At 53.0% G+C, this 23479-nt stretch carries 21 protein-coding genes; 20 read left to right on the top strand and 1 reads right to left on the bottom strand.

Annotated features, from left to right (window positions below; all coding sequences use genetic code 11):
- Positions 1 to 147: 147 nt before the first annotated feature.
- The 9 genes from C7820_RS09560 (at position 148) to C7820_RS09520 (ending at position 13654) form a co-directional block, all read left to right on the top strand.
- Positions 148 to 1107 (top strand): glycosyl transferase, encoded by a 960-nt coding sequence (locus C7820_RS09560; protein WP_258875180.1) that lies wholly within the window; start codon positions 148 to 150, stop codon positions 1105 to 1107.
- A gap of 598 nt (positions 1108 to 1705) precedes the next feature.
- Complete coding sequence (locus C7820_RS09555; RefSeq protein WP_076166498.1) at positions 1706 to 2668, top strand: ABC transporter permease; 963 nt, start codon at positions 1706 to 1708, stop codon at positions 2666 to 2668.
- A gap of 12 nt (positions 2669 to 2680) precedes the next feature.
- Positions 2681 to 3553, top strand: a complete 873-nt coding sequence (locus C7820_RS09550; protein WP_089547061.1) for a carbohydrate ABC transporter permease — start codon at positions 2681 to 2683, stop codon at positions 3551 to 3553.
- Positions 3554 to 3635: 82 nt separating this feature from the next.
- A complete protein-coding gene (locus C7820_RS09545; RefSeq protein ID WP_116230753.1) occupies positions 3636 to 5267 on the top strand; it encodes an ABC transporter substrate-binding protein in 1632 nt (543 codons plus the stop codon).
- A 165-nt stretch (positions 5268 to 5432) separates the two neighbouring features.
- On the top strand, positions 5433 to 6230 hold the full coding sequence (locus C7820_RS09540) for a Nif3-like dinuclear metal center hexameric protein (RefSeq protein WP_116230752.1): 798 nt from the start codon (positions 5433 to 5435) through the stop codon (positions 6228 to 6230).
- A 107-nt stretch (positions 6231 to 6337) separates the two neighbouring features.
- Positions 6338 to 7012, top strand: coding sequence for a GntR family transcriptional regulator (locus C7820_RS09535; RefSeq protein WP_076166482.1), 675 nt, complete (start codon positions 6338 to 6340; stop codon positions 7010 to 7012).
- Positions 7013 to 7038: 26 nt separating this feature from the next.
- The gene (locus C7820_RS09530) at positions 7039 to 9114 is read left to right on the top strand and encodes an alpha-glucuronidase family glycosyl hydrolase (RefSeq protein WP_116230751.1); all 2076 of its coding nucleotides are present in this window, start codon (positions 7039 to 7041) and stop codon (positions 9112 to 9114) included.
- A gap of 46 nt (positions 9115 to 9160) precedes the next feature.
- A complete protein-coding gene (locus C7820_RS09525) occupies positions 9161 to 11530 on the top strand; it encodes a glycoside hydrolase family 2 TIM barrel-domain containing protein (RefSeq protein ID WP_116230750.1) in 2370 nt (789 codons plus the stop codon).
- 717 nt (positions 11531 to 12247) lie between these two features.
- Positions 12248 to 13654: a sensor histidine kinase gene (locus C7820_RS09520; protein WP_181908983.1), complete on the top strand. Its 1407-nt coding sequence runs from the start codon at positions 12248 to 12250 to the stop codon at positions 13652 to 13654.
- Here C7820_RS09520 and C7820_RS09515 read toward each other — a convergent pair.
- Positions 13641 to 14228, bottom strand: a complete 588-nt coding sequence (locus C7820_RS09515; protein ID WP_116230748.1) for a response regulator transcription factor — start codon at positions 14226 to 14228, stop codon at positions 13641 to 13643. The genes C7820_RS09520 and C7820_RS09515 overlap by 14 nt on opposite strands.
- Positions 14229 to 14506: 278 nt before the next feature.
- Between C7820_RS09515 and C7820_RS09510 the strand changes: the two genes are divergently transcribed.
- The 11 genes from C7820_RS09510 to C7820_RS09455 all read left to right on the top strand — a co-directional run bounded on the left by C7820_RS09510 (position 14507) and on the right by C7820_RS09455 (position 23470).
- Positions 14507 to 14956: a hypothetical protein gene (locus C7820_RS09510; RefSeq protein WP_116230747.1), complete on the top strand. Its 450-nt coding sequence runs from the start codon at positions 14507 to 14509 to the stop codon at positions 14954 to 14956.
- 18 nt (positions 14957 to 14974) lie between these two features.
- Entirely contained in the window at positions 14975 to 16027 is a 1053-nt protein-coding gene (locus C7820_RS09505; protein ID WP_116230746.1) for a phage tail sheath subtilisin-like domain-containing protein, read from the top strand.
- A 10-nt stretch (positions 16028 to 16037) separates the two neighbouring features.
- Positions 16038 to 16502 (top strand): phage tail tube protein, encoded by a 465-nt coding sequence (locus tag C7820_RS09500; protein WP_220376645.1) that lies wholly within the window; start codon positions 16038 to 16040, stop codon positions 16500 to 16502.
- A gap of 138 nt (positions 16503 to 16640) precedes the next feature.
- Positions 16641 to 17039, top strand: coding sequence for a phage tail assembly chaperone (locus C7820_RS09495; protein WP_116230745.1), 399 nt, complete (start codon positions 16641 to 16643; stop codon positions 17037 to 17039).
- Between the two features lie 231 nt (positions 17040 to 17270).
- Entirely contained in the window at positions 17271 to 19277 is a 2007-nt protein-coding gene (locus tag C7820_RS09485) for a phage tail tape measure protein (RefSeq protein WP_116230744.1), read from the top strand.
- Positions 19277 to 19936 carry a LysM peptidoglycan-binding domain-containing protein gene (locus C7820_RS09480; RefSeq protein WP_116230743.1) on the top strand — a complete coding sequence of 220 codons (660 nt, stop codon included), beginning with the start codon at positions 19277 to 19279 and terminating at the stop codon, positions 19934 to 19936. The genes C7820_RS09485 and C7820_RS09480 overlap by 1 nt, the downstream gene beginning before the upstream one ends.
- Positions 19933 to 20943 (top strand): XkdQ/YqbQ family protein, encoded by a 1011-nt coding sequence (locus C7820_RS09475; protein ID WP_116230742.1) that lies wholly within the window; start codon positions 19933 to 19935, stop codon positions 20941 to 20943. The genes C7820_RS09480 and C7820_RS09475 overlap by 4 nt, the downstream gene beginning before the upstream one ends.
- Before the next feature lie 3 nt (positions 20944 to 20946).
- Complete coding sequence (locus C7820_RS09470; RefSeq protein ID WP_116230741.1) at positions 20947 to 21414, top strand: DUF2577 family protein; 468 nt, start codon at positions 20947 to 20949, stop codon at positions 21412 to 21414.
- Positions 21414 to 21827 (top strand): DUF2634 domain-containing protein, encoded by a 414-nt coding sequence (locus C7820_RS09465; RefSeq protein ID WP_116230740.1) that lies wholly within the window; start codon positions 21414 to 21416, stop codon positions 21825 to 21827. The genes C7820_RS09470 and C7820_RS09465 overlap by 1 nt, the downstream gene beginning before the upstream one ends.
- 1 nt (position 21828) lies before the next feature.
- Positions 21829 to 22890 carry a baseplate J/gp47 family protein gene (locus C7820_RS09460; RefSeq protein WP_116230739.1) on the top strand — a complete coding sequence of 354 codons (1062 nt, stop codon included), beginning with the start codon at positions 21829 to 21831 and terminating at the stop codon, positions 22888 to 22890.
- Entirely contained in the window at positions 22880 to 23470 is a 591-nt protein-coding gene (locus tag C7820_RS09455) for a putative phage tail protein (RefSeq protein ID WP_258875179.1), read from the top strand. The genes C7820_RS09460 and C7820_RS09455 overlap by 11 nt, the downstream gene beginning before the upstream one ends.
- The last annotated feature ends 9 nt before the right edge of the window (positions 23471 to 23479 follow it).

Below are 23479 nucleotides of genomic sequence, written 5' to 3'. Positions count from 1 at the left end.
TACCGGATATGTCCTAGACATTTGGAAAGGATGACGGATGATACAGGTTTGCTCGAGCATGCATTGGGTTCAGTTCCTAGGAGACAGGAAGGATATACAACAGACGACAATGCCCGTGCCCTGTGGGCTTGTTCGGTTATTCAGCGCATGGAACCGGATGTCAGCGAGCGCTGGCTGAAGCTGGCAGACATCTACCTGGCTTTTCTGCTGTGGCTTCAAAAAGAGGACGGAACGTTCCATAACAATGTTGCTTATGACCGTTCTCCTGAACCGGAAACGGCATCGGATGACTGCCATGGGCGCGCCGTATGGGCTGCGGTGAATGCATGGGCCGAGCTGCCGGACGAGGGAAGCAGGTGGGCTGCTGAAACGATCCTGCTCCGGTCGGCCGCTGCCGCGCAGCAGCTGCAGTTCCCACGGGGGTGGGCATATACACTTGCGGCCTACTCCCGGCTGTGGACAGTGGAGGAATGCTATCCGCTCCGAATGACAAGGCCGGAGCTGCTCGAGAAGCTTCAGGTCTGGACGCTGATCGAGCGTTTAGAGGGAAATTTGATGGACCTCTACTCCACGTCGGCTGAGCCGGGATGGCACTGGTTCGAGCCGCAGATGACCTACGGAAACGGCGTACTCCCATGGGCACTCTATTCCTCCTATCAAGCGACGGGACGTGAAACCGTCCGGCGGGTGGCCAAGGAATCCCTGGATTTTCTGGCCGAACAAATGACGGCAAAGGAAGGCTGGATCCGGCCGATCGGCAACCGGGGCTGGGCCGACCGCTGCCATCGCAGCCGGTGGGATCAACAGCCGCTCGAAGTAATGAAGCTGGCTCTGGCTGCCAGGGAGGCCTATCGGGTGGAAGGCAGCCAGGAATATAAGGAGCTAATCCGGCGCTGCAGGGAGTGGTTCCACGGTGAAAATGACTGCCGCCGCCCGCTCGCCGATCCTTCAGATGGCAGCTGCTGCGACGGCTTGACGCCAAACGGACCGAACCGGAACAAGGGGGCGGAATCCACGATTTCGTTTTTGCTGACAGAGTATCTGTTTGCCGAGTTGAATAGTGGTCATGAACAATTAGAAAAGCGTGCCGAGATGCTGAAAATTTAAAATCTATAGATGGTTGAATATAAATCCATAGTTTCCATTTAGAGTTCCAGGTTTGCGAACAAGGAATCATGTCGAAGAGAAGCAGAAATATGCGAAAGTTTCCTATGAAGCGTCAGCTGTGATATGTCACGGCTGACGCTTTTTTGGGGTTGGGGATGGCAGTTTTCGTATTCAGCTTGTTCGAAGAGGGCGTAACTTTTTTAAAGTTCCCGAAAGAAAAATATTGAAATCCAGGAAAAGGTCCATTACAATAAAAACAGTTCAACTACCATACTAGTTATACTAGTATTCCAATTTTCTCTGAACTGCCTCACCATTTTTATTCCGGTCTATTGTTTTCTAAGTTCAAAAAAAGCTATGGAGAACAGATGTATTGAGTTTTTTGAAGGTTATTTGTAAGCGCTTTAAGAAAGGGGAGGTCTTTTTCAGGGTTCGACGACCGCACTAAAGCCACACGAATTGTAAGCGGTTTATCCGCTTGCCCGGACCGGGATGAATGTTCATATGTGAAATGGTTGCGCGAGACATCAGACGGATTGGTACGAGAAGTGCAAAAATAACAGCGACATGTTCTGCGCGGATTGGAGTGATCTGAAGAATGGAAACGAAGGCCGCAAGCCCCGTCTTGCCCCAGGAGAGAGCCGTCAAAAAACAGAAGCAGCGCTCTGTAGGAAGGCTTTTTCGCAAAGATTGGCAGTTGTATTCGCTCTTGGTATTACCGGTCATTTACCTGCTCATTTTCAAATACGGGCCGATGATCGGCAACGTCATCGCTTTCCGCCGTTTTGTTCCCGGGGGGAGCATCTATGGAGAGAAATGGGTAGGGTTTCACTACTTCCAGATGTTTATCCAGGATCCGAACTTCTGGAAGGTATTTACGAACACGCTGATTCTCGGCGCTTTGACCCTGCTGTTCACGTTCCCGATTCCGATTATCTTTGCGTTACTGCTTAATGAAGTGAAGAACAAGAAATTCAAGAAATTCGTTCAAACCGCCTCTTACATGCCACACTTCTTGTCGATCGTCATCGTGGCCGGCATGATCCTGCAGATGACTTCGGCGAGCGGGTCGATCAATGCGCTCATCCGTTTCTTCGGCGGAGACGGTATTAATTTCATGCAGCGGGCCGAGTGGTTCCGGGCGATTTATGTTACCTCCGAGGTATGGCAGGGCATGGGCTGGGGAGCGATTCTGTATCTGGCCGCACTGACGACGATTGACGAGTCCCTGTACGAAGCTGCGAAAATTGACGGCGCCAACCGGTGGAAGCAGACGCTGCACGTGACGATCCCCGGGATCCTGCCGACCATCGTCACGCTGCTGATCCTGAACATGGGCAGCTTCCTGGCCATCGGTTTTGAAAAGATACTGCTCCTCTACAATCCGGTCATCTACGAAACATCCGACGTCATTTCTACATATTTGTACCGGGTCGGCCTGCAATCCAGCAGCTTCAGCTATGCCACGGCCATCGGATTGTTCGAATCGATCATCGGGCTCATTCTGGTGTTCTCGGTCAATGCGATTTCCAGAAAAGTAACGGAAAGAAGCCTATGGTAAGGAGGTCCTCAAGTGAAAGATTCCGCTTCTTATAAAGTGTTCAAAGTCGTCAACACGATCATTTTGCTGCTGATCGTCTTCATTACGGTATTTCCTTTCATTAACGTGCTCGCCCAGTCCTTCAGCAGCGAGGCTTATATCAATGCGGGGAAGGTCAACCTGATTCCGAGAGGCTTCAATATCGACACGTACCGGACGGTGGCCAAGGATGCGATGTTCTGGACGAACTACAAAAACACCGTCGTGTATACGGTGGTCGGGACGGCCATTTCGATGTTCATGACGACGATCTTTGCCTATGCCTTGTCCAAGAAAAGGCTGATGGGGCGCAAATTTTTGACGATGTTCGCGGTGTTCACCATGTTCTTTAACGGCGGGCTGATCCCGAACTATGTGCTCATTAACAGCCTTGGTTTTGCCAATTCGATCTGGGCGATCGTCGTTCCGGGTGCTATCAGCATCTATAACATGCTGATCATGAAATCATTTTTCGAGAACATGCCTGAGGAGCTGGAAGAAGCGGCTTCGATCGACGGTTTGAATACGTACGGGATTCTTTTCCGCATTATTCTTCCGCTCAGTAAGGCGATCATGGCCACCATGATGCTGTTCTATGCGGTGGGACATTGGAACTCATGGTTTTCCGCTTTCCTGTACATGGACCAGAAGGAACTGTTCCCGGTCACCGTATACTTGCGGAACCTCATTGCCGGGGCAACAGGTGGCGCCTCCGCGGGGGCGACGTCAGCGGATAACCTGACCCAAATCTCTGCGAACATTAAGTCCGTCACGATGGTTCTTACTATTCTGCCGATTCTGCTGATTTACCCTTTTGTCCAGAAGTACTTTGTATCGGGTGTTATGCTGGGTTCCGTGAAAGGATAAATCCGGTCCGGATCGCCGCATTCATTTCATAGCTTTACAGTTCTTTGCAGTTCCGACATTCATTCATGGGGGGAGTAATCAAATGTTCAAGCGTTCTCGTAAAAAATGGGGAATGACGCTGATGGCCGCAGTAATGAGCCTGTCCGTGGCTGCCTGCAGCAACAATCTTGGCGGCAGCGGCGGAGAAGCCAAGGATCAATCCAAAGGCGCGATGGAAAATTACGGCGTTAACGTTTCTTTCAAGGCAACCGAGCCGTTTAACCTGCCGATTCTTTTCAGCGACCAGCCGGCCTACCCTTACAAGAAGGACTGGATGCTGTTCCAGGAAATCACGAAAAGAACGGGCGTCACGCTTCAGCCAACCATCGTTCCGATGAGCGATTACAGCCAGAAGCGCTCGCTGCTGATCAGCTCGGGAGACGCTCCGCTGGTCATTCCGAAAACGTATCCCGGGGAAGAAGCTTCCTTTGTGTCATCCGGTGCGATTTTGCCGGTAAGCGATTACATTGATATGATGCCGAATTTTAAGGATAAAGTCGAAAAATGGGGCATGGAAAAGGAGCTGGACGGACTCCGGCAGGAGGACGGTAAATACTATGTGCTCCCTGGCCTGCATGAAGAGGTATGGCCGGATTACACGCTGCTCGTGCGGACCGACATTTTTGAGAAGAACAACATTCCGATTCCTGCGACCTGGGATGAGCTGTATACCGCTCTCAAGAAGCTGAAGGAAATTTATCCGGACTCGATTCCGTTCTCCGACCGGTTCCAGTTCAACAGTACGCTGAACATTGCGGCGACCGGATTCGGAACGAAGGCCGGCTGGGGCTTCGGCAACGGTCTCACTTACAAAGCGGACAAGGACGAGTTCGTGTACACGTCCACGACGCCGGAATACAAAAATATGCTGACGTATTTTAACAAGCTTGTATCCGAAGGCCTGCTGGACAAAGAAAGCTTTACGCAAACGGACGATCAGGCGACTCAGAAGTTCGTATCCGGTAAATCGTTTGTGATCAACGGCAACTCCCAGACCGTCGTGCTGCATCGCACGGACATGAACAAATCGCTCGGGGAGGGCAAATTCTCCATCGCCAAAATTACGGTACCAGGAGGACCTGCAGGTCAGCTGATGTCAGGCTCCCGTCTGGAGAACGGCGTGATGATTCTGGCCAAAGCCAAGGAAAACCCGAACTTTAAGGCGATCCTTCAGTTCATTGACTGGCTCTACTACAGTGACGAAGGCGAAGAGTTTGCCAAGTGGGGTGTTGAAGGGGTAACGTATACCAAAGAGAACGGCGTCCGGAAGCTGGTCGACGATATCAACTATAACGGCCTGAACCCGGAAGGAACGAAGGACCTGCGTATCGATTACGGCTTCTCCGGAGGGGTGTTCGCCTACGGCGGTACAACGGAGCTGCTGCAATCGATGTTCAGCGACGAAGAGAAAAAGTTCCAGGAAGATATGAAAAAGACGAAAACCGTCGTACCGGCCGAGCCGCCGATCCCGTATTCCGTAGAAGACCGCGAGCAGGCGACCCTGCTGAGCACGCCGCTGAAAGACTACTCGGATCAAAACACGCTCAAATTTATCCTCGGCGAGCGACCGTTGTCCCAGTTCGACGCATTTGTGAACGAGCTCAAAGGACAGGGTCTGGATAATTATGTTAAGCTTGCCAACAAGACGTATAAAGCTTATAAAGAAAAGAAGTAAGTCGGTAAGTCGTCATAAACACGAACTAATCTGAAGTTACCGAATCGGGTTGCCGTTTCGCCAGCGAAATGGCAGCCTGTTTTCAACTCGCCGGGCGTTATGCCGTATTAGCATGACATCCACCACGAACATCCATGCTTTTCATGGTCCGAAGGAGTGAATGGTTTGCGTGTTACCGCTCAGGAGGTCGTAACGTATTTAACGGAACCCGCCGGGGATTTGGAATCCCGGATCGACCGGATCATCGCCGGATCTCCCGAAGCGGAGGTCCGCGGAATCGGGGTCGCTTTCATCGCTTCCCATGATATTGTCCTTGAGGCCAGCCGGCTTGGGGTGAACCTGCTGGTTACGCACGAAGGGGCTTTTTACAGTCATCAGGAAGAGCAGGGCTTCGCTCCGGAAGATCCCGTTCATGCGGCAAAGCGGAAGCTGATCGAATCGGAGGATATGATCATTTACCGGTTTCACGATCATCCGCACAGTTATCGGCCGGATATCATCACGGCGGGACTGATCGAAGCATTGGGATGGCAGGATTATGAGCACCGGGATCTCGGAACGGCTTCCGTTGTGCGGCTGCCGCAGAGCCGTAGATTATCTGACATCGCCGGGCATGTAAAACAGAAGCTGAATCTGCCCTATCTGCGTGCCGTCGGCGATCCCGAGACAGTCTGCGGGCAAATCGGAGTTGCTGTCGGGTACAGGGGAGGTGGACAGCACGCGATCCCGTTATTCGAGCAAGAACGTCTGGATTTGATGATCATCGGTGAAGGGCCGGAATGGGAAACGCCCGAATATGTCCGGGATGCATCCGCGCAGGGACGAGCCAAAGCGCTGCTTATGCTGGGTCATGCCGCCAGCGAGGAACCGGGGATGAAGCTGATCAGCGAACGGCTTGCCGGCAGATTTCCCGGACTTCCGGTCCACTTTATTCCAAGCGGTTCGATGGTAGAAATCCTGTAAGTGTCCGCAGTGTGTCCGACTGAATTATTTTTAAAAAAAGAATGTTTGGCAGTCATTTCAACCTTCGCGTGTTGTGAAATGAAAGCAAGGAGAAAGAGGTAACCGTAATGTCGACAGAGCAGAAAATCAAGGGTTCCACCAGGGCTTATTCCTATAACCTGCTGAGGGAAAGAATTCTTCATTTGGAGCTCGAACCAGGCACCAAAATTTCGGAGAAGGAAATCGCGGACGAGCTGAACGTCAGCAGAACGCCCGTCAGGGAAGCGTTTATGAAGCTGGCGGAAGAAGAACTGCTGGACATCATCCCGCAGAGCGGCACCATTGTGTCCCGCATTAACCTGAAGCATGTGGAGGAAGGCCGGTTTATCCGCGAGAAGCTGGAAAAAGAAATCGTGGCGCTTGCCTGCGACCAATTGGATAAAGACGCCCGGTTCAAGATTGAAGCGAACATTGCCATGCAGGATGTTTGTGCCGGGCAGAACAATTTCTACAGGCTGTTTGAGCTCGATGAAGAGTATCATCAGATCCTGTTTGACGCCACCGGCAAACAGCGGACGTGGAAAATGCTGCAGCAGCTGAACATTCATTTTAACAGGCTGCGGCTGCTCCGGCTCTCCAAAGACTCCAATTGGGAAAATATCATTCGTCAGCATAAAGAAATCTACCAGCTGATCATTCAGCAGGATAAAGAACACGCGATGAAGGTGATGGAGCAGCATCTCCGCCTAGTCGTCGTGGAGCAGGACTTTTTAAAAGAGAAATATCCGCATTATTTTATATAAAGATCATCGGGAGGGACGAGAAGCTCATGGCGCAAGAGGCAAGGCTTCCATACTCGTCAGCGGATCAGGGCTGGCTCAGCTATACGAATAATGAATCACTCGCCGGAATGAAAGAACTGACCCAAATTGCGGTATATGGCAATTCGGATGTGATCGATTCCGCGCTCGCCGAACTCACGCACGGCATTCGTGAAATGACAGGCATTCTTCCTGCCATCGTGTCAGACTCGGATCGGCAGGCGTCGAGCCTGATCCGTCTTGGTTTACTCGAGGAGATCGGTGTACCGGAAGAATGGGTGGATGCAGCACGAATCAAGGATCTGGGGGAAGAAGGGTATGCGATTCGGCGTCATCCCGAGAACGGCGGCGGTTCGCTGTATGTGATGGCGAATACGGACAGGGGCCTCTTGTACGGCACATTTCATCTGCTGCGGATTCTGCGGACCGGACAGGAACTGGACCAACTGGATGTTACGGACAGCCCGCGGAATCCGCTGCGTATGATGAACCATTGGGACAATATGGACGGTTCCATTGAGCGGGGGTATGCCGGCAGATCGATCTTTTTTCAAGATAACCGGTTTGTTGAGGATGACGCCCGTATCCGGGATTATGCCAGGCTGATGGCATCCATCGGCATCAACGGCATCGCGATAAACAACGTCAATGTCCACCGGACGGAAACGCAGCTGATTACTCGGCAGTTTCTGCCGGATGTGGCGAACGTGGCCGGGATATTCCGCCGTTACGGCATCCGATTGTTTCTCAGCGTCAACTATGCAAGCCCGATGGAGCTTGGCGGACTGGATACGGCCGATCCGCTGGATTCCCGGGTGGGCGATTGGTGGAAGGAAAAAGCAAAAGAAATATACGAATATATTCCCGATTTCGGCGGATTTGTCGTAAAGGCGGATTCGGAGCATCGTCCGGGCCCGTTTACATATGACCGTACGCATGCGGACGGTTCGAACATGCTGGCGGAAGCGCTGGAGCCGTTCGGCGGGCTCGTCATTTGGAGATGCTTCGTGTACAACTGCCTTCAGGATTGGAGAGACCGGTCAACGGACCGGGCCCGCGCAGCTTACGACCATTTTAAACCACTGGATGGACAGTTCAAAAACAACGTCATTCTCCAAATCAAAAACGGTCCGATGGACTTTCAGGTCCGTGAAGCGGTATCCCCGCTCCTTGGAGCCATGCCCGGCACGAATCAGATGCTGGAGTTTCAAATCACGCAGGAGTATACGGGGCAGCAGAAGCATCTGTGCTATCTTGTTCCCCAGTGGAAAGAAATCCTGGACTTTGATACGTTCGCCCAAGGCCAGGGCACCGAGGTCAAGAAAGTGGTCTCCGGGGGGATCTATCCTTATCGAGCCTGCGGGATCGCCGCCGTCATTAACGTGGGAGACGACCACAATTGGACCGGGCATACGCTGGCGCAGGCCAACCTTTACGGGTACGGCCGCCTCGCCTGGAATCCGGATCTGACCGAAAAGGATATCACGGACGAATGGATTCGTCTTACATTTGGCGGCGATTCTTTGGTTTCCGCAGAAATTGAACCTATGCTTGCAGACTCATGGCATATTTACGAGAGCTACACCTCACCGCTTGGCGTCGGCTGGATGGTCAACCCGGGGCATCACTACGGACCGAATGTCGACGGTTATGAGTATTCGGTGTGGGGGACGTATCATTTTGCCGATTGTCACGGCATCGGCGTAAACCGGACGGTCAAGGACGGAACCGGCTATGTCTCCCAATATTTCCCCGAAAATGTACAGCGGTATGAATCGCTGGAATCGTGCCCGGATGAGCTGCTGCTGTTCTTCCATCACGTTCCTTACAGCCATGTGCTTCATTCCGGCAAGACGGTGATCCAGCATATTTATGATACCCATTTCGACGGCGTGGAGGGTGTGGAGCAGCTGATCGGGCGTTGGAGCAAGCTGGAAGGTCATATCGATGAACGGCGCTACCGGAATGTCTGGGAGCGGCTGCTTATTCAATTGGATCATGCCAAAGAATGGCGGGATGTCATAAATACGTACTTTTACCGAAAATCCGGTATTCCGGATGCAGCTGGCAGAACCATCTATTAGTCATTCAACGATCATATCCCTTACGAGTAGAGCAGGAGGTAGGCTCATGGCAGAACTGACAATGGAGGCGGGAACCCGAAGCAGGAAGATGAGCTCGTTCAATACGGGCTGGTTGTTCGCCCTGGGAAATTACGCAGGCGCCCAACAGCCGGATTTTAAAGATCAGGAGTGGCGGAAGCTGCAGGTTCCGCATGACTGGAGCATCGAGCAGCAGGTGGATCCCGCCATGGCATTCGGCGGCATGCAGGCTTACCTGCCGCGATGGAACGTGGGATGGTACAGAAAGCACTTCCATATCAAGTCGTCATCCGACAATGAGCGCGTCTATATTCAGTTTGATGGGGTTCATCATAACAGCGAGGTATGGATCAACGGTCATTTCGCCGGAAAACGGCCTTACGGGTATGTCAGCTTCCAGTACGATCTGACGCCTCATATCAAGTGGGATCAAGACAATGTGATCGCGGTCAAGGTGGACAATACGCCGATGCCGTCCGACCGGTGGTATTCGGGCTCGGGTATTTACCGCAACGTATGGATGATTCGGACGGATGAGCTGCATGTTGCAGCGTGGGGAACTTTCATAACAACACCGAAGATCCACCCGGATAAAGCAACGGTACAGGCGCAAATCCGGGTAAACCATCATGGCGAAGAGCCTGCGGATTGTACGGTTATTACCGAATTCGTGGACAGCCGGGATGTGGTTTTGGGGAAATGTGAGTCTCCTGTGACCGTATCTGCTTCAGAAGAGGTTACGGTCAATCAGGAAACGGTGATCCCCTCTCCGCATTTGTGGTCGCCGGAGCAGCCGGACTTGTATTATGCCCGGACAACGATTGTTCGGGACGGAGCTGAAACCGATGAATATATAACGCCGTTTGGCATTCGGGAAATCGTGCTGGACCCGAACCGGGGCCTCATTCTTAACGGGGGGCCTTTGAAGCTAAAGGGCGTGTGCATCCACCACGATCTGGGCTGCCTGGGCGCAGCCTACAATAATCAGGCCATGAAGCGCAGGCTGGAGAGACTGAAGGAAATGGGCTGCAATGCAATTCGCTTCGCCCATAACCCGATGGCCCCGGAGCTGCTAGATCTATGCGACCGCATGGGCTTTCTGGTCATTGATGAAGCGTTCGACAAGTGGAAGTCGCTGTATTATGAGCACCTGTATGATGAGTGGTGGGAGAAGGATCTGGAGGCGATGCTGATCCGGGACCGGAACCATCCGAGTATTTTTCTGTGGAGCGTCGGCAATGAGGTCGAAAACCAGGGACAGCCATCCATGCTGGTTATGCTGAAGCAGCTTACCGACTACTGCCGCAAGCTGGATCCGACACGCCCCGTCACCTGCGCGCTCGAACCGCATAACGTGCCGATCAGCCTGCGCGAAGGCCCGATTGAAGACAAGGTCCTGCACACGAAAAAGATGGCGGAGCTGGTCGATATTCTAGGGCTTAATTATCAGGAGCAGTGGTATGAGCATTACCGGGAAGCTATGCCGGATACACTGATCGTCGGCACCGAGACGTTCCCATACTACCGCGGGGAAGGCAACCGCGTGAAGGGCTACCTTCCGGTCAATCCTTGGTTTGATGTCGAGAAGCATGACTTTGTGATCGGGCAATTCGTATGGGCCGGGATTGATTATCTGGGAGAGGCTTCATACCCGTACAAAGGCTGGGCATCCGGCCTGATCGATACCTGCGGCTTCCGCAAACCGATCTCTTATTTGCAGCAAAGCTTCTGGTCGGAAGAGCCGATGGTTCATATCGCCGTGTTCGATCCGGCACAAGAGGATGCGGGCGCGCAGTGGACGCTGCATTGGAAATCGCCTGGGCTCGCGAGCCACTGGACCTTTCCCGATCAGGAGGGCAGATTGATGAGGCTTGTTACGTTCACCAACTGCGAGAGCGTGGAGCTGATCATGAACAACGAATCGTACGGCGTGCGGAAGCTGACGGATTACCCGAACCGCTTCATGGAATGGTATGTGCCATACCATGCCGGCACCATTCGTGCGGTCGGCCGTAACGGTGATGAGATAGTATCCGAGTTTGAGATGAAAACGGCAGGAGCGCCGCATCGGATCGTACTGGACACCGACCGCTCCCTGCTGAGGGCGGACGCCCGTGATATCGCGCATATCGAAGTCAGCGTCGTGGATGAGCAGGGGATTGTCGTCCCGAATTCGGACTTCGAGTTAAGCTTCGACATTCAAGGGAAAGGCGAGATCATTGGCGCTGATAACGGGGATTTGCGCGACCACGAGCCTTTTAAGAGCAGCCGCAGAAAAACCCGCGGTGGCCGTTGCCTCCTAGTCGTTCAGTCGGGTCTGGAGACCGGCGAAGTGGTGATCCGCGCAGCTGGGAACGGTTTGGCAGCGGGTGAACTGCGGATTAAAGTGGAAGAATAGGCCTATGAAAAGGGCAGCAAAGGACGATGAATTCGTTCTTTGCTGCCTTTTATTCTGCTAGTCCGGGCTCATCGCCGTTTCACCGGTTCGGGCAGATTTCCATAGCAGCCGCAGCTCGGAAGATTGGGATATTCTCCACAGTTTGGGTTATGAAAAGATCCATGGTATTGCGGATGCTTATGCATAAGGTGGTGGGACGAAATCCCGGCTGCGTTATACGACCCAACTATAAAATAAGGTATCCGGAAGGATACTTTTTTTGATTAGAATCTGGTAAGATTGTGCAGTGCAGCCCGATTATGTATATGGATCAGGCGATTCGGCCAATTGCCGATTTCCCGAGAACTGACTGGAAGGATACGATATTTCCTCGAAAGGTAGCCTGAAGAGGAAGAGGCCGACTCCGTTTTTTTTGCTACCAAGATGTCAATGGAATTGCTGAATGGGTGAGCCTGATTTGGACCTGCAAGCATGGGGAAGAGGGCAATGACATATATGTTAAAGTCCGAATCATAGCATATGCCGAGTAGCTTATCCAAGAGCTTGGATATTGTAAAAAGGAGGGGAAAAGAAGGGCAGAATGTTAGTGTAACACTTTTGCGTACATGGCATGGATGTCTGTGATTCTGGCACGGAGGTGGATGGGTTAGCACCCAACCCATGAAAATAATATACATATTCATGTTTGTTTCTTTATGGTCTTTAGGCCTGTTTTTTTTGGCTAACCGCACCCGCTCGACAGTATGGATCGGCTTGACTATACTGCTTGGCGGATCTGCCAGCTTCGCGTTTGCGATGCATTTGTCTATTATCCCCTACATTCCAGCCGATTGGTTATCCCCCGGGCTGAGTTACTTCCTTTATTGGCTTACGGTAGCCGCCATGCATATTTATTTTTACGTCCTGCCTTACGTTTACTGTATGGGAGGGTTATGGCTGAATGAGAGCGTTACCGGTTTTGTTAAAAAGGTGCTGACGCTCGCGCTGCTGCCTGGTCCATGGCTGCTGATGGCGGACCATTGGGCCCATGAACCTTGGAATCAGTTTGAAGTCGCCCGTTTTCGCTGGTGGGACGGAATCTATGTCGCCGCCGGAAGCTTTGGCTACATCCTTGCCTATTTTAAAGAGAAGAGCGAAGCGGCAAGACGCAGACAGTGGCGGACATTCGTGCTGCCGCTGGCAATGCTGTGGGCGTATACGAGCGATTACATCGGCTTTGAGCATCTGGAGCTGGGCTGGTGGTCGTTCCACTTGGAGAGCAATGGAATGTGGGAGTCCAACTTTATCATGATCTTGGGGACGGTGGGATTTATTATTTTTTATATCGCCAGATCCGGGTTTCTCGGCATCAAGCTGCGAATCGAACGGGAGCGCATTGACTATTCCATCCGGACGCTGACCATGGGCGTCTCCATCCTGAACCATTCCATCAAGAACGAAATCCAGAAAATCGATTATTTGGCAGAGAAAAGCCGGGTTCTGCTGGAATCGGGACAATCGGATAAGGCGGCGCATACGATCGCCCAGGTGCATGGCTTAACCGCCCATTTGCTGCACATGGTCAACCGGATCAAGGATAAAGCGGAGGACGTCGTCCTGCAGGAGGGGGAGCACGATATCCGGCAGCTGATCGACTCCGTCGTCGCGTCCGCCGGCTCGCTGATCGAGCGCCATCCGGCCACGATAACCGCGCGTTACGACGCAGAAGGGCGGCTATACTGCGATTCGGTTCACGTCGCGGAGACGCTGTCCAACCTGATCCGCAACGCGCTTGACGCGCTGCCTGCCTCCGGCGGAGGCATTGAACTCCATACGGCTTCGACCAGACGGGAGTTCCGGATTACCGTACAGGACAACGGCGCAGGCATTCCTACCGAACATCTGGCCAAAATATTCGAGCCGTTCTTTACGACAAAGAAGCATGCTCTGAACTATGGGCTGGGTCTGTCCTATTGCACCAGTGTCATGTCCAAACACGGCGGGAGGTTATCCGTTGCCGCAAGTGAACCTGGGAAGGGAACGACGATCGTTCTGCATTTTCCTTATGCCAGGTTCAAGCCATTGTCGCCTGCATTCAAACGGCAAGCAGATTCCCGGACGCTTGACCAGGTTAGTCCATTTTAAAATGGGTCAGTTTGTTTTTGATGCTGCGCAGCTGCGACTTGATCGTATTCGTCGATTTGTGCAGCTTCTCGGAAATTTCCCGCTTGCTTAATCCGTTCTTCCTCAGATCAAACACTTCTCTCTCCATGGGCGTGAGTTCCATGAGCTGAACCTCGCTCCGCATGATCCGGGCGGCATCGGAATGGATCGCTGCCCGGCCATGATGCGCTTCCCTAATCGCATGAACGATATCCTGATAACTCGACTTATTGATATAATTCAGCGCGCCAAGCCGAAAAGATTTCATGACGACTTCCGCTTCCGTAATGGAGGTGAGCATAATGATCTTCACCGGTTCGTTCCCGGGCTGGCGCAAAATAAGCTCGGCCGCTTCCAGCCCGTCCAGGTTGTTGCCGGTCAGATTGATGTCCATCAGAACGATGTCGATCCTTGATTTTGCGGCGGTCTCGATGGCATCTTCTTTGGTTGCGCAGGCGGCGATCATCTCAATATCAGGCTCATCGGACAAATCGCTGCTGATGTGATCCCTCCAAAAAGGGTCGTCTTCGACCAGCATCACTCGAATCTGCTCCATTTCAAACCCCCTTACAGAAGATTACAATTGCATCCAGTATAGCAGATCATATATGAACGCAGGAGGATGAATTCTTCTCACCCCCAGGTGAAGAAAGTTCATCCTGTTCGTTATGCGCTCCGTCCGCCTATAATCCGAAATGCAGCGGGTCGAAGCACCCGTCCAGAAGCTGGCAGAAGGAAGTGGGGAACGGATGGTTTGAAAAAGGATATATGCTTGATGAAGGATTCTAGGCGCTATGCTGCATGCCTGGTACGGTTCGGAAGAGGTGAAATTGGGTGTCGGTAAGCGAGAGTATCAACCGGATGTCGGAACTGATTTTGGCCAAATTTCCGGGAGCGGGGATTCACCGGTATCAGGAGCCTGCCGCAGCATCGCCGGGCGATTTTACCGTTTTGTTCAAACAGGAAACGAGGAAAGCGGTGAACCGGGATCACACGTTGGTCGACCGGGAGTATGTGATCCAGGGGGTTGGCCGTGATGCGGAGCAGGCGGTACAGGCAATGGAAGCCTTAAGCCGGTTTTTGATGAATGAGTATCCGGCTGCTCCCCCGGAAGCTGGGCCATCCCAGTTTAGAATCGACACGATGACGCTGACCGCGCCCGAAAAGCTGGATAACGGGGTGTTTCGATGCCCCGGAACGATACAAATCCAGTCACGGGAATCTGTGGCCGGCCCGATGTTCGAGAAAGTAAGACGTATCGAGGTACGCACAAACAATTTATAGGAAGGTGGCATGTAGAAAATGGGTGGAGCATGGGATCCGATCAGTTTACCGGTAAGGCCGGGGCTGTACATTAACTTTGTGGAGGCGGCTGCCGCGCAAATCAAAGGCGGGGCTCGCGGAACGGTCGCCCTTCCGCTGTTCCAATATGCAGGAGCCGAAGCGGGTAAATTTTACACGATTGAGAAAGAGGCTGAAGCCATTCAGCTGTTCGGTGCGGAAGCGGTGGGCCCAATCCGGCTGATTTTGCAGGGCGGTGCCAAAGAAGTATTGGTATATACGGTGCCTCCGGTCGAGGGGAACGTCACGCCGGCTGTATACACATCCATTCGGGACGTCTTCGGATCACGGCCGTTTAACGTGTTTGTGTATCCGGATGAAGTTCCTGCCGAAGAGCGGAAAGCAACCCAGCTGTGGTGCAAGGATAACCGGGAAGACGAAGGCAAGCATTTTATGACCGTGTTCGGCGGTTCACTCGAAGATGATCTGGATCCGGCTGTGGGGAACAAGCGCAGTACGGACCTCGCCGACGAATACGCGGTGAACTTGATTACAGGCGTTGAGATTGGCGGAACGGCGTACAGCTCGGCCCGCTATGCCCCATACATTGCCGGAATGATCGCCGGAACAGGCATCAACAAATCGATAACATATACGCCTGTCATAGCGACGGATGTCGTCAAACGCCTAAAAAACAGCGAAATCAATGCATCGCTGCAGAAGGGATCGTTGGTTCTTGTCTATGACGGGGAGAAAGTGAAAGTTGAACAGGGGCTCGTGACAGGCAAGAAAAAAATCAGGGCCATGCGCGCACGCCAGGCGATCTCGACCGATATTCCAAAAGCAGCGGCCGAGGCTTATATTGGCAGGCTCGATAACAATGCGGACGGTCAGGCTGCACTGATCTCTGCCGTGAAAGCCTATCTGGAGCGTCTGGAGCTGAACAATGTGCTGACCGATATTGTCGTCACCCTGGATCCGGACCGCCATTCCGAAGGAGACAGCGTTTTTCTTCTGATCGGATTTACGGAAATTGATAGTATGGAGCGGATTTTCTTAACGATCAAGGTGTAGACATCGATAAATGCTTAAAATTGACCTGGGAGGGATTATTGTGCTGGATTCGACCCGCGTGATTAACGGGACTTACGGATATGTGTACCATGATGGAACCTGGCTGACCAACATCAAATCAGCCGAGGCAAACGTCGAAATTACGAAAGAAGAGATTAAAAGGGCAGGAACCCGCTGGACGGCGCACAAGGTGACCGGACTTAGCGGAACAGGCACCATTTCCGGTTACAAGGTGACTTCCGAGTTCGTCGAACGGATCGGCAAGATCGCCGATGACAGCCAAGGCACGTTCATTACCGAGCTGATCCTTAAGCTGGAGGATCCCGAATCGTATGGAGCATACCGGGTTCGGCTCAAAGGCGTAACATTCGATAAAATTCCGCTGATGCATTTTGAAGTCGGAGCCATTGTGGAGGAGGAGCTTCCCTTTAATTTCACAGGCTATGAGCTTCTTGACAAAATAACGGCTGAGTAAAACCTGCTCGGAGTGCGGTGGTGACACGAAGCCGGAAGGGACCTGGCGAAGAAGGCGGGCCATCTACACGCCGTAGGGCTCTCGGCTTCACCCGCTGCGGAAACATATACAACGATATATAAAGGAGATGTATGAACCGTGACGATAACGGATAACCGACAAATCAGCGTGCTGCAGGCACTTCTCAGCGCGGACAGCAAGCCTAAGCGTGACATCCCGATGAAAAGGCTTGGGGTGGACTTCCAAATCCAGGCGCTGGACGGGAAAACGATTCATAAAATCCAGGAACAGTGCACGCATTATACCGGCAAAGGAGTAAAACGGGAAAAAGTACTCGACGAGGAACAGTTCGGCGCCCTTGTGATTCAAAGGGCTTGTCTGATCCCGGACTGGAGCGCCAGAGAGCTTATCGACAAATACGGGTCGCCAACGGAAGCGATTTTGGGAGTACTGCTGGCCGGCGAGATTGCAAAGCTGTCCTCCGAAATTCTGGAGATCAGCGGTTTTGACAGTGATGAAGACGAAATAAAAAACTGATTAAGGCGGGCGGCGAGGCTTTTCTGCTGCATCTGATCTTTCAGCGGCATCATCTTCCGCCTGACGAGGTATTTAACAAGGACGAAGGGACGAAGCGGTTTATGTATGCTTCCATGATGCTGCAGCTCGAGGAAGAGGAGAAGATACGGCGGGAAGAAGCAAGGGCTGCCCGCAGGAAAACACCGTAGGACCTTTGACGGGTATTTACGGTAAGCGGGGAGGTGGGGACGATTGGCTTCGTCTTCGAACAACAGCGGAGGCGGCGTTCAGATTTCGGGTAAAAGCATGAACAGCCTCAAGCAATATAACAAAATGATGAAACAGCTGCAGACGACGACGATCAGCCTGGAGCAGTTTAACGGAATCGCCCAAATGAGCGAGGAAATGTGGAAGGCAGGCGACTTGAGCGCTCAGGTCACGAGGCAGCTGTTTGCGGTCAAAATGGCAGCTGGCGACGCGGTCACGACGGTGACGAAAGGGATCTCCGGAGCGGCCTCGACGATCTACAGCGGAATTTCCGGGGCATTCTCGAAAATTGGCCAGGGTGTGTCCAAGGGAATCTCGGTTGGTGCCAGGACGGCAGCCAAACCGTTTGCTGCGGTCTGGAGTAAAGTAAAAGCCATGAAAGCAGCAGCCGATCAGAAGGAAGCGGATGAAGATGCCGCCGCGGAAAGGGCGAATTATTTGTACGGCACGCCGATTCCGAAGAAGAAAGGGATCAAGCGGCTGCAGAAGATCGTCGGATCAAGCCCGATCCAGGATTCAGAGAAGCAGATGAAGATGCTCTCTACGGTCACGGGTACAGCCAGCAGCATGCTCGGTGCTCTAAAAGACAAATCTTTCGAAGCAGCCAAGGTGTTCAGTACCGCCATGGGCACGCTGCGCGCTTCCTCAGGTGCGGGGCCCGGTCAAATCCAGGGGCTGACGGAATCGCTGAAGAAAGTCGGCAGTCAGGTGCCGCAGAACCTGAACGAGGTCGCAAAAGTGATGGGGACCCTCAGTGGAAAGGCAAAAATGTCGGGCTCTCAGCTGGAGGCCATGTCCAAAGCGGTGCTTGACGCCTCCAGGTTAGCCGGAGCGGGCAGCGGGGAAGCGGCGGAGTCGGCCGCGAAAGTGATGGATGTATGGGGCAAGAAGGCGAATGAAGGAACCTTGATGATGGACCAGTTCTACGCAGCCAGCCGGGCAAGTGGCGTAGGGATGGGAGATTTGTTGAAAAACATGACCCAGATCGGTGCACCGCTCAAGACGATGGGCCTTGGATTTGGCCAGTCGATGGCTCTTCTCGCCCAGTGGCAGGCCCAAGGGTTCACGCCCATACAAGACGCTTTGAAGAAAGATCTCCCCAGCGGCGGGATCGCGAAGATCGCGAGCGACATCAAGGATGCAGCGACGGCGGCGGATGCGGCTAGCATCGCCACCAAATATTTCGGCGAAAAGGCCGGTTCCGATCTGGTCACGGCCCTCCGGGGCGGGCAAGTAGAGTTTGCGGGTGTTATTGCCGCAATGAATTCGGCCAATGGAGCCATCCAACAGCAATCCGGTCAGGTGAAGACGTTCGGTGATCATTGGGATCAGCTTCAGAACCGGATTACGATTGCCCTTGCCCCGCTCGGGGAGGCACTTCTTCCATTTGGTGAAGCGATGGCTTCCGTGATCGAAGTACTTGCCAGAGATTCGGACATCGTGCTGGCCACCATCGGTTCGATGGCAGCTCTGCTTCTCGGCGTGTTCGCCCCTGCATTGTGGGCTTCGGCAGTGGCTGGGTGGGCATTAGTCGCGCCGTTCTTGCCGATCATCGCTACGGTTCTGCTCGTCGGCGCTGCCGTCGCGGGGCTAGCGTACCTGTTCAAATACCATATGGATGCGATCATGGAGTCCGTCACAAAAGTAGCCAATGCCATCGGGTCGTTTTTTGGTTTTGGAGATGAGGAGAAAAAAGTCTCCATCGATGTAAACCGGAAAAGCGCAGGGCAGATCACCGCAAACGGCGGACCTATTCCTGGACATTATCATGGTATGGATTATGTGCCATATGACGGGATGATCGCTAGGCTTCATAAAGGGGAACGAATTATGACGGCCAGCGACAACCGTGAATTTACCGGCGGATCTGCCGTAAGCGGGCCGATATCTATCACGGGCAACACTTTTCATGTTCGCCAAGAGTCGGACATCGATGCGATTGCGCGGGCACTTGCCAGGGAAATCAAAGCGGCAGGAGGTTTGATGGCGTAATGGCATCATTGGAATTTTGGCTGAAAACGATGGATGAGACGGAATGGCTGCAGCTGCCTGTAAATCCTGAGCAAATATCGGTCAAAACCTCGCATGGTTATGAGGATGTCCAGGTCACGCAGCTGGGGGAATATACGGTCATCGGTGAGGCACTGCTGAAAGAATATTCGCTTGCCTCCTTCTTTCCACGCGATTACCACCCTGGGTTTTGCGAGTACGAAGATATCCACGATCCCTGGGAAACGGTGGAGATGATCGAGAAATGGATCAAAAGCCGGCGCCCTGTACGGCTGGATATAACGGGGACGAAAATCAAAGGGCTGGTTACCATTCGTTCATTCCAATACACGGAACGAGCAGGTAATCCAGGGGACGTCTTTTACGAGCTGGAGTTAAAAGAGTATGCCGAAGTCCGGTTCCGTCAGGTCGAAACCACCGGTTCGGGTAAAGCAACGATCATTTCGGGAGAACAGCGTCCAGATGCCAGAGTCAGACCCGCAGCGTACGTTGTTGTTCCCGGCGATACCCTGTGGAAAATATCCCAAAGAACGCTGGGAAACGGGGATCGGTGGAGAGAGATTTATGCGGCAAATGAAACGGTAATCGGAAAAAATCCAAACCGGATTGTCCCAGGCCAGAAGCTGGTGATTCCATCATGAGCTGGAGCGTGGAGTACCAAGATGACCAACAGAACGTGCATTTGGACCCGATCGTCAAATCGGTCAGCTGGTCCGGCGATATTAAGCAGGCTGCGCGCAAGCTGGTTGTGGAGTTGTCCAACACCGGTGATCAGCGGGAGTTATACATGACCTATAAGAAGGGCGGCGAACTTCGCCTGATCTGGGATGAGAAGCTGGAATTGTTCCGGGGTGTGCTGTTTGCGGATCAGCTCAACTCTAAAGGACAGATGACGCTGACAGCGTATGATGAGAACATTTACCTGACTAAAAGCAAGGATACCAAAATATTTCGGAACATGACCGCTTCCTCTGTGATCAAGAAACTGTGCGGCGAATTTTCGATTTCTACCGGTGAAATCCAGGATACCGGTTATGTAATCCCTAAGCTCGTGTTTCGCGATAAAACTTTGTTTGAGATGATGGTCATGTCACTGACCGAGTCCCAGAAGCAAAACGGGGAGTGGTATCATCTGACTTCACGGGAGGGCAAACTCCAGCTGCTTGCCCGTAAAGAGCAGCCGGTCAAATGGGTGCTGGAAAACGGGGTAAATGTGCTGGACGCGAGTTATTCCCAATCCATCGAAGACACGAAAACCCAAATTAAAGTGGCTGGAGGGGATGCAGCCAAAAAAGAAATATCGGCTGCAGCCAAGGATGGGGAACTAATACGGAGGTTCGGTGTCATGCAGCACTTGGAAAAACCCGAACAAAGCATGACCAAATCCCAAATGGAGCAGCGGGCGAAGCAGCTTCTTGCCGATTTGGGCACCATTGAGGATCAGGCCCGGATCGATTGTCTGGGTATCCCTGAGGTCATTTCGGGTTCCTGCGTATATGTAATGGAAAGCGTCACCGGCATCCTGGGAGGCTATTACGTATCTGCGGACGATCATCGGTTCGAACGGGGCAACCATACGATGTCGCTCACGCTGTCGGCGACGGACGACATCCCCAAGATGGAATATAAGGAAGCGAAGGGAGGCTAAACGATGGAACGAATCGAAGGATCGGGAGCCAGCCAGCTTGTGCAGCTGATTCGTGCGATCGGATACAATTCCGATATGTCCATTGAACTTGCGACCGTGACGGCTGCGCCTCCCGAGCTCAAAATCAAGGTCGATCACATGAATGTCGAGCTGGAAAAAGATGATCTCATCGTGGCTCAGTCCCTAACCAAATATAAGCGAAAAGTGAATCTGAAGAGCGAAAGCAAGACGAAAGTTTCGGCAACGAACACGAATCCGGAGGCGCCTCCTTTTAACTTCGATCCTGGCGCCGTGTTTGTGGGCCAAGGCAAGATATCGTTTACCGGAATAAAGGTGTCGTCCGCCGATTTCTCCACCGAGGAAGCGGAGCTGGAATTCATCGACGAACTGGAGGAAGGCGACCGCGTGGTCGTGGCAGGGATACAGCAAGGACAAATTTATATTATTTTGGACCGGGCGGTGATGTACTGATGGCATTATCACCATTGCGCAACCGCGAGGAGCGATTTGTTGAAGTGAAGCATCTCTCTGCACCGTCGCGGACTTATAACCTTAATTTTGATACAGGAGAGGTCGGTGGGCGGATCATCGACGGGCAGGAGGCGCTTCGGCAATGGATCCGGAAGGCTATTCTCACGGCAAGGTACCGATATCTTATTTACGACAGTCAGTACGGCTGCGAACTTGAAAGTTTGCTGGGCCAGGATATTTCCCATCAGCTGCTGAAGAGCGAAATTACGAGAGTAATTACCGAGGCGATTTTAGCGGATGACCGTGTCACAACGGTGGAGCAGTTTGCCATCGTGCGTGACGGTGACCGATTGTTTGTGACATTTACCGTACGGACCAGCGAAGGGATCTTGGAACAGGAGGTGACGATCTGATATGTATGAACAGCAGACGAAAGGGGCCATCTTGCAGCGGATGCTGGATGCTTCGCCTGCCGATCTCGACAAGCGCCAAGGTTCGGTTACGTATGACCTGCTGTCGCCAGCGGCCATCGAGCTGGCGCATGCCTATATTGAACTCGACAATGTGCTGAAGTTTGGCTTTGCCGGCCCGCAGCAGCCCTCCGAGTTTCTGGATCTCCGGGCCGCCGAATTTGGCCTGGCTCGCCGGCCGAGCGTGAAGGCGGAAGGCGAGCTTCGCTTTAAGGGTGACGACCATATCGTGATTCCACGGGGAACCGCCGTCTCGACGGAAGACGAGGATCCGGTCGTGTTCGTCACGGTCGATGAGGCGACCATCAAGCAGGGGAGCGCTGTCGTGAAAGCGGCCGCGGCCGTGGGAGGCAGGAGTGGGAACGTCGCTGCAGGCCGAATTACGTTAGTACGTGGCAATTTATCCGGCGTCCTGACGGTGACCAATCCACTGCCTTTCGTCAATGGAGCTGACACCGAGTCGGACGAATCGCTTCTTGGACGGTATTTCGACCGGGTCAGAAGGCCGGCGACGAGCGGCAATGCGTGGCATTATCGGGAATGGGCTCTCGAGGTTCCAGGCGTGGGCGACATCAAAGTATTCCCGGTATGGAACGGGGGCGGGACGGTCAAACTGTCAGTTTTGTCCGACGACAAACGGGCCCCAGTCCCCGCCATTATCGAGCGTGTACGTGCGGCAGTGGAAGAACGGCGTCCGGTTGGGGCTCAGGTCACGGTGACTCCTGCGGTGGAGGTGAAGATTGATGTGTCGGCGGCGATCAAGCTGATGCCGGGTGCGGTCCTTGAAGACGTTAGAACTAAATTTCAGCGGGAGCTGGCGGCATTTTTGGCGGGTCTTGCTTTTCACCAAACGCTGGTTCCATATAACCGGGTGTTTGGTTTGCTGCTGGACGTTGAAGAAGTGTTGGATTTCAGCCAGCTAACAATCAACGGAACTTCCGGGAATCTGGAGCTCGCCGAAGAGCAGGTTGCTGTGGCAGGGACGGTGAATTTCGTTGTTACGTAACATTTCATCAGATATGCTCGAATATCTCCCTAAATATTATTCGGATTCCCGGATCGTCGGTAATCTGACGAGGCGTGAAGCGGATGAGTTGAACCGCCTGCATGAAGGCATTCAAGACGTCCTCAAACAGTTTTTTATCGATACGGCGACATGGGGGCTCGAAACATGGGAGAACATTTGCGGCATTCCTCAAACGCCGGGCAAACCCGACGACCAACGGCGCTCCGTGATCAAGACGAAGCTGCGCGGTGCAGGAACGGTCACGCTGGCCGTGATTCGCAGCGTCGTCGATTCGTTTGAAAACGGAGAAGTCGACATCCGGGAAAACTTCGGACGTTATGAAGTTGTCGTCACCTTTATTGGCAAGCGCGGCGTGCCGCCGAATTTGAATGATGTCCGGAAGGCGCTGCGGGAGATCGTCCCGGCGCATCTTCACCTGAACTTCCAGTTCACCTATTTGAGGTGGGAGGAACTGGATGCAGCGGATTTAACCTGGGAGGAGCTTGAGGCGCTTGGGATGACATGGGACCAACTGGAGGTCTGGAAGCCGGATCATTCAGGACGGAAGCTTGAAATGTAAGGGGGAGTA

This window comes from Paenibacillus sp. VMFN-D1, assembly GCF_003386155.1.
Taxonomy (GTDB): Bacteria; Bacillota; Bacilli; order Paenibacillales; family Paenibacillaceae; genus Paenibacillus_AQ; species Paenibacillus_AQ favisporus.
Note: the sequence above shows the minus strand (reverse complement) of the source record. Positions and strands in the feature narration are given on the sequence as shown.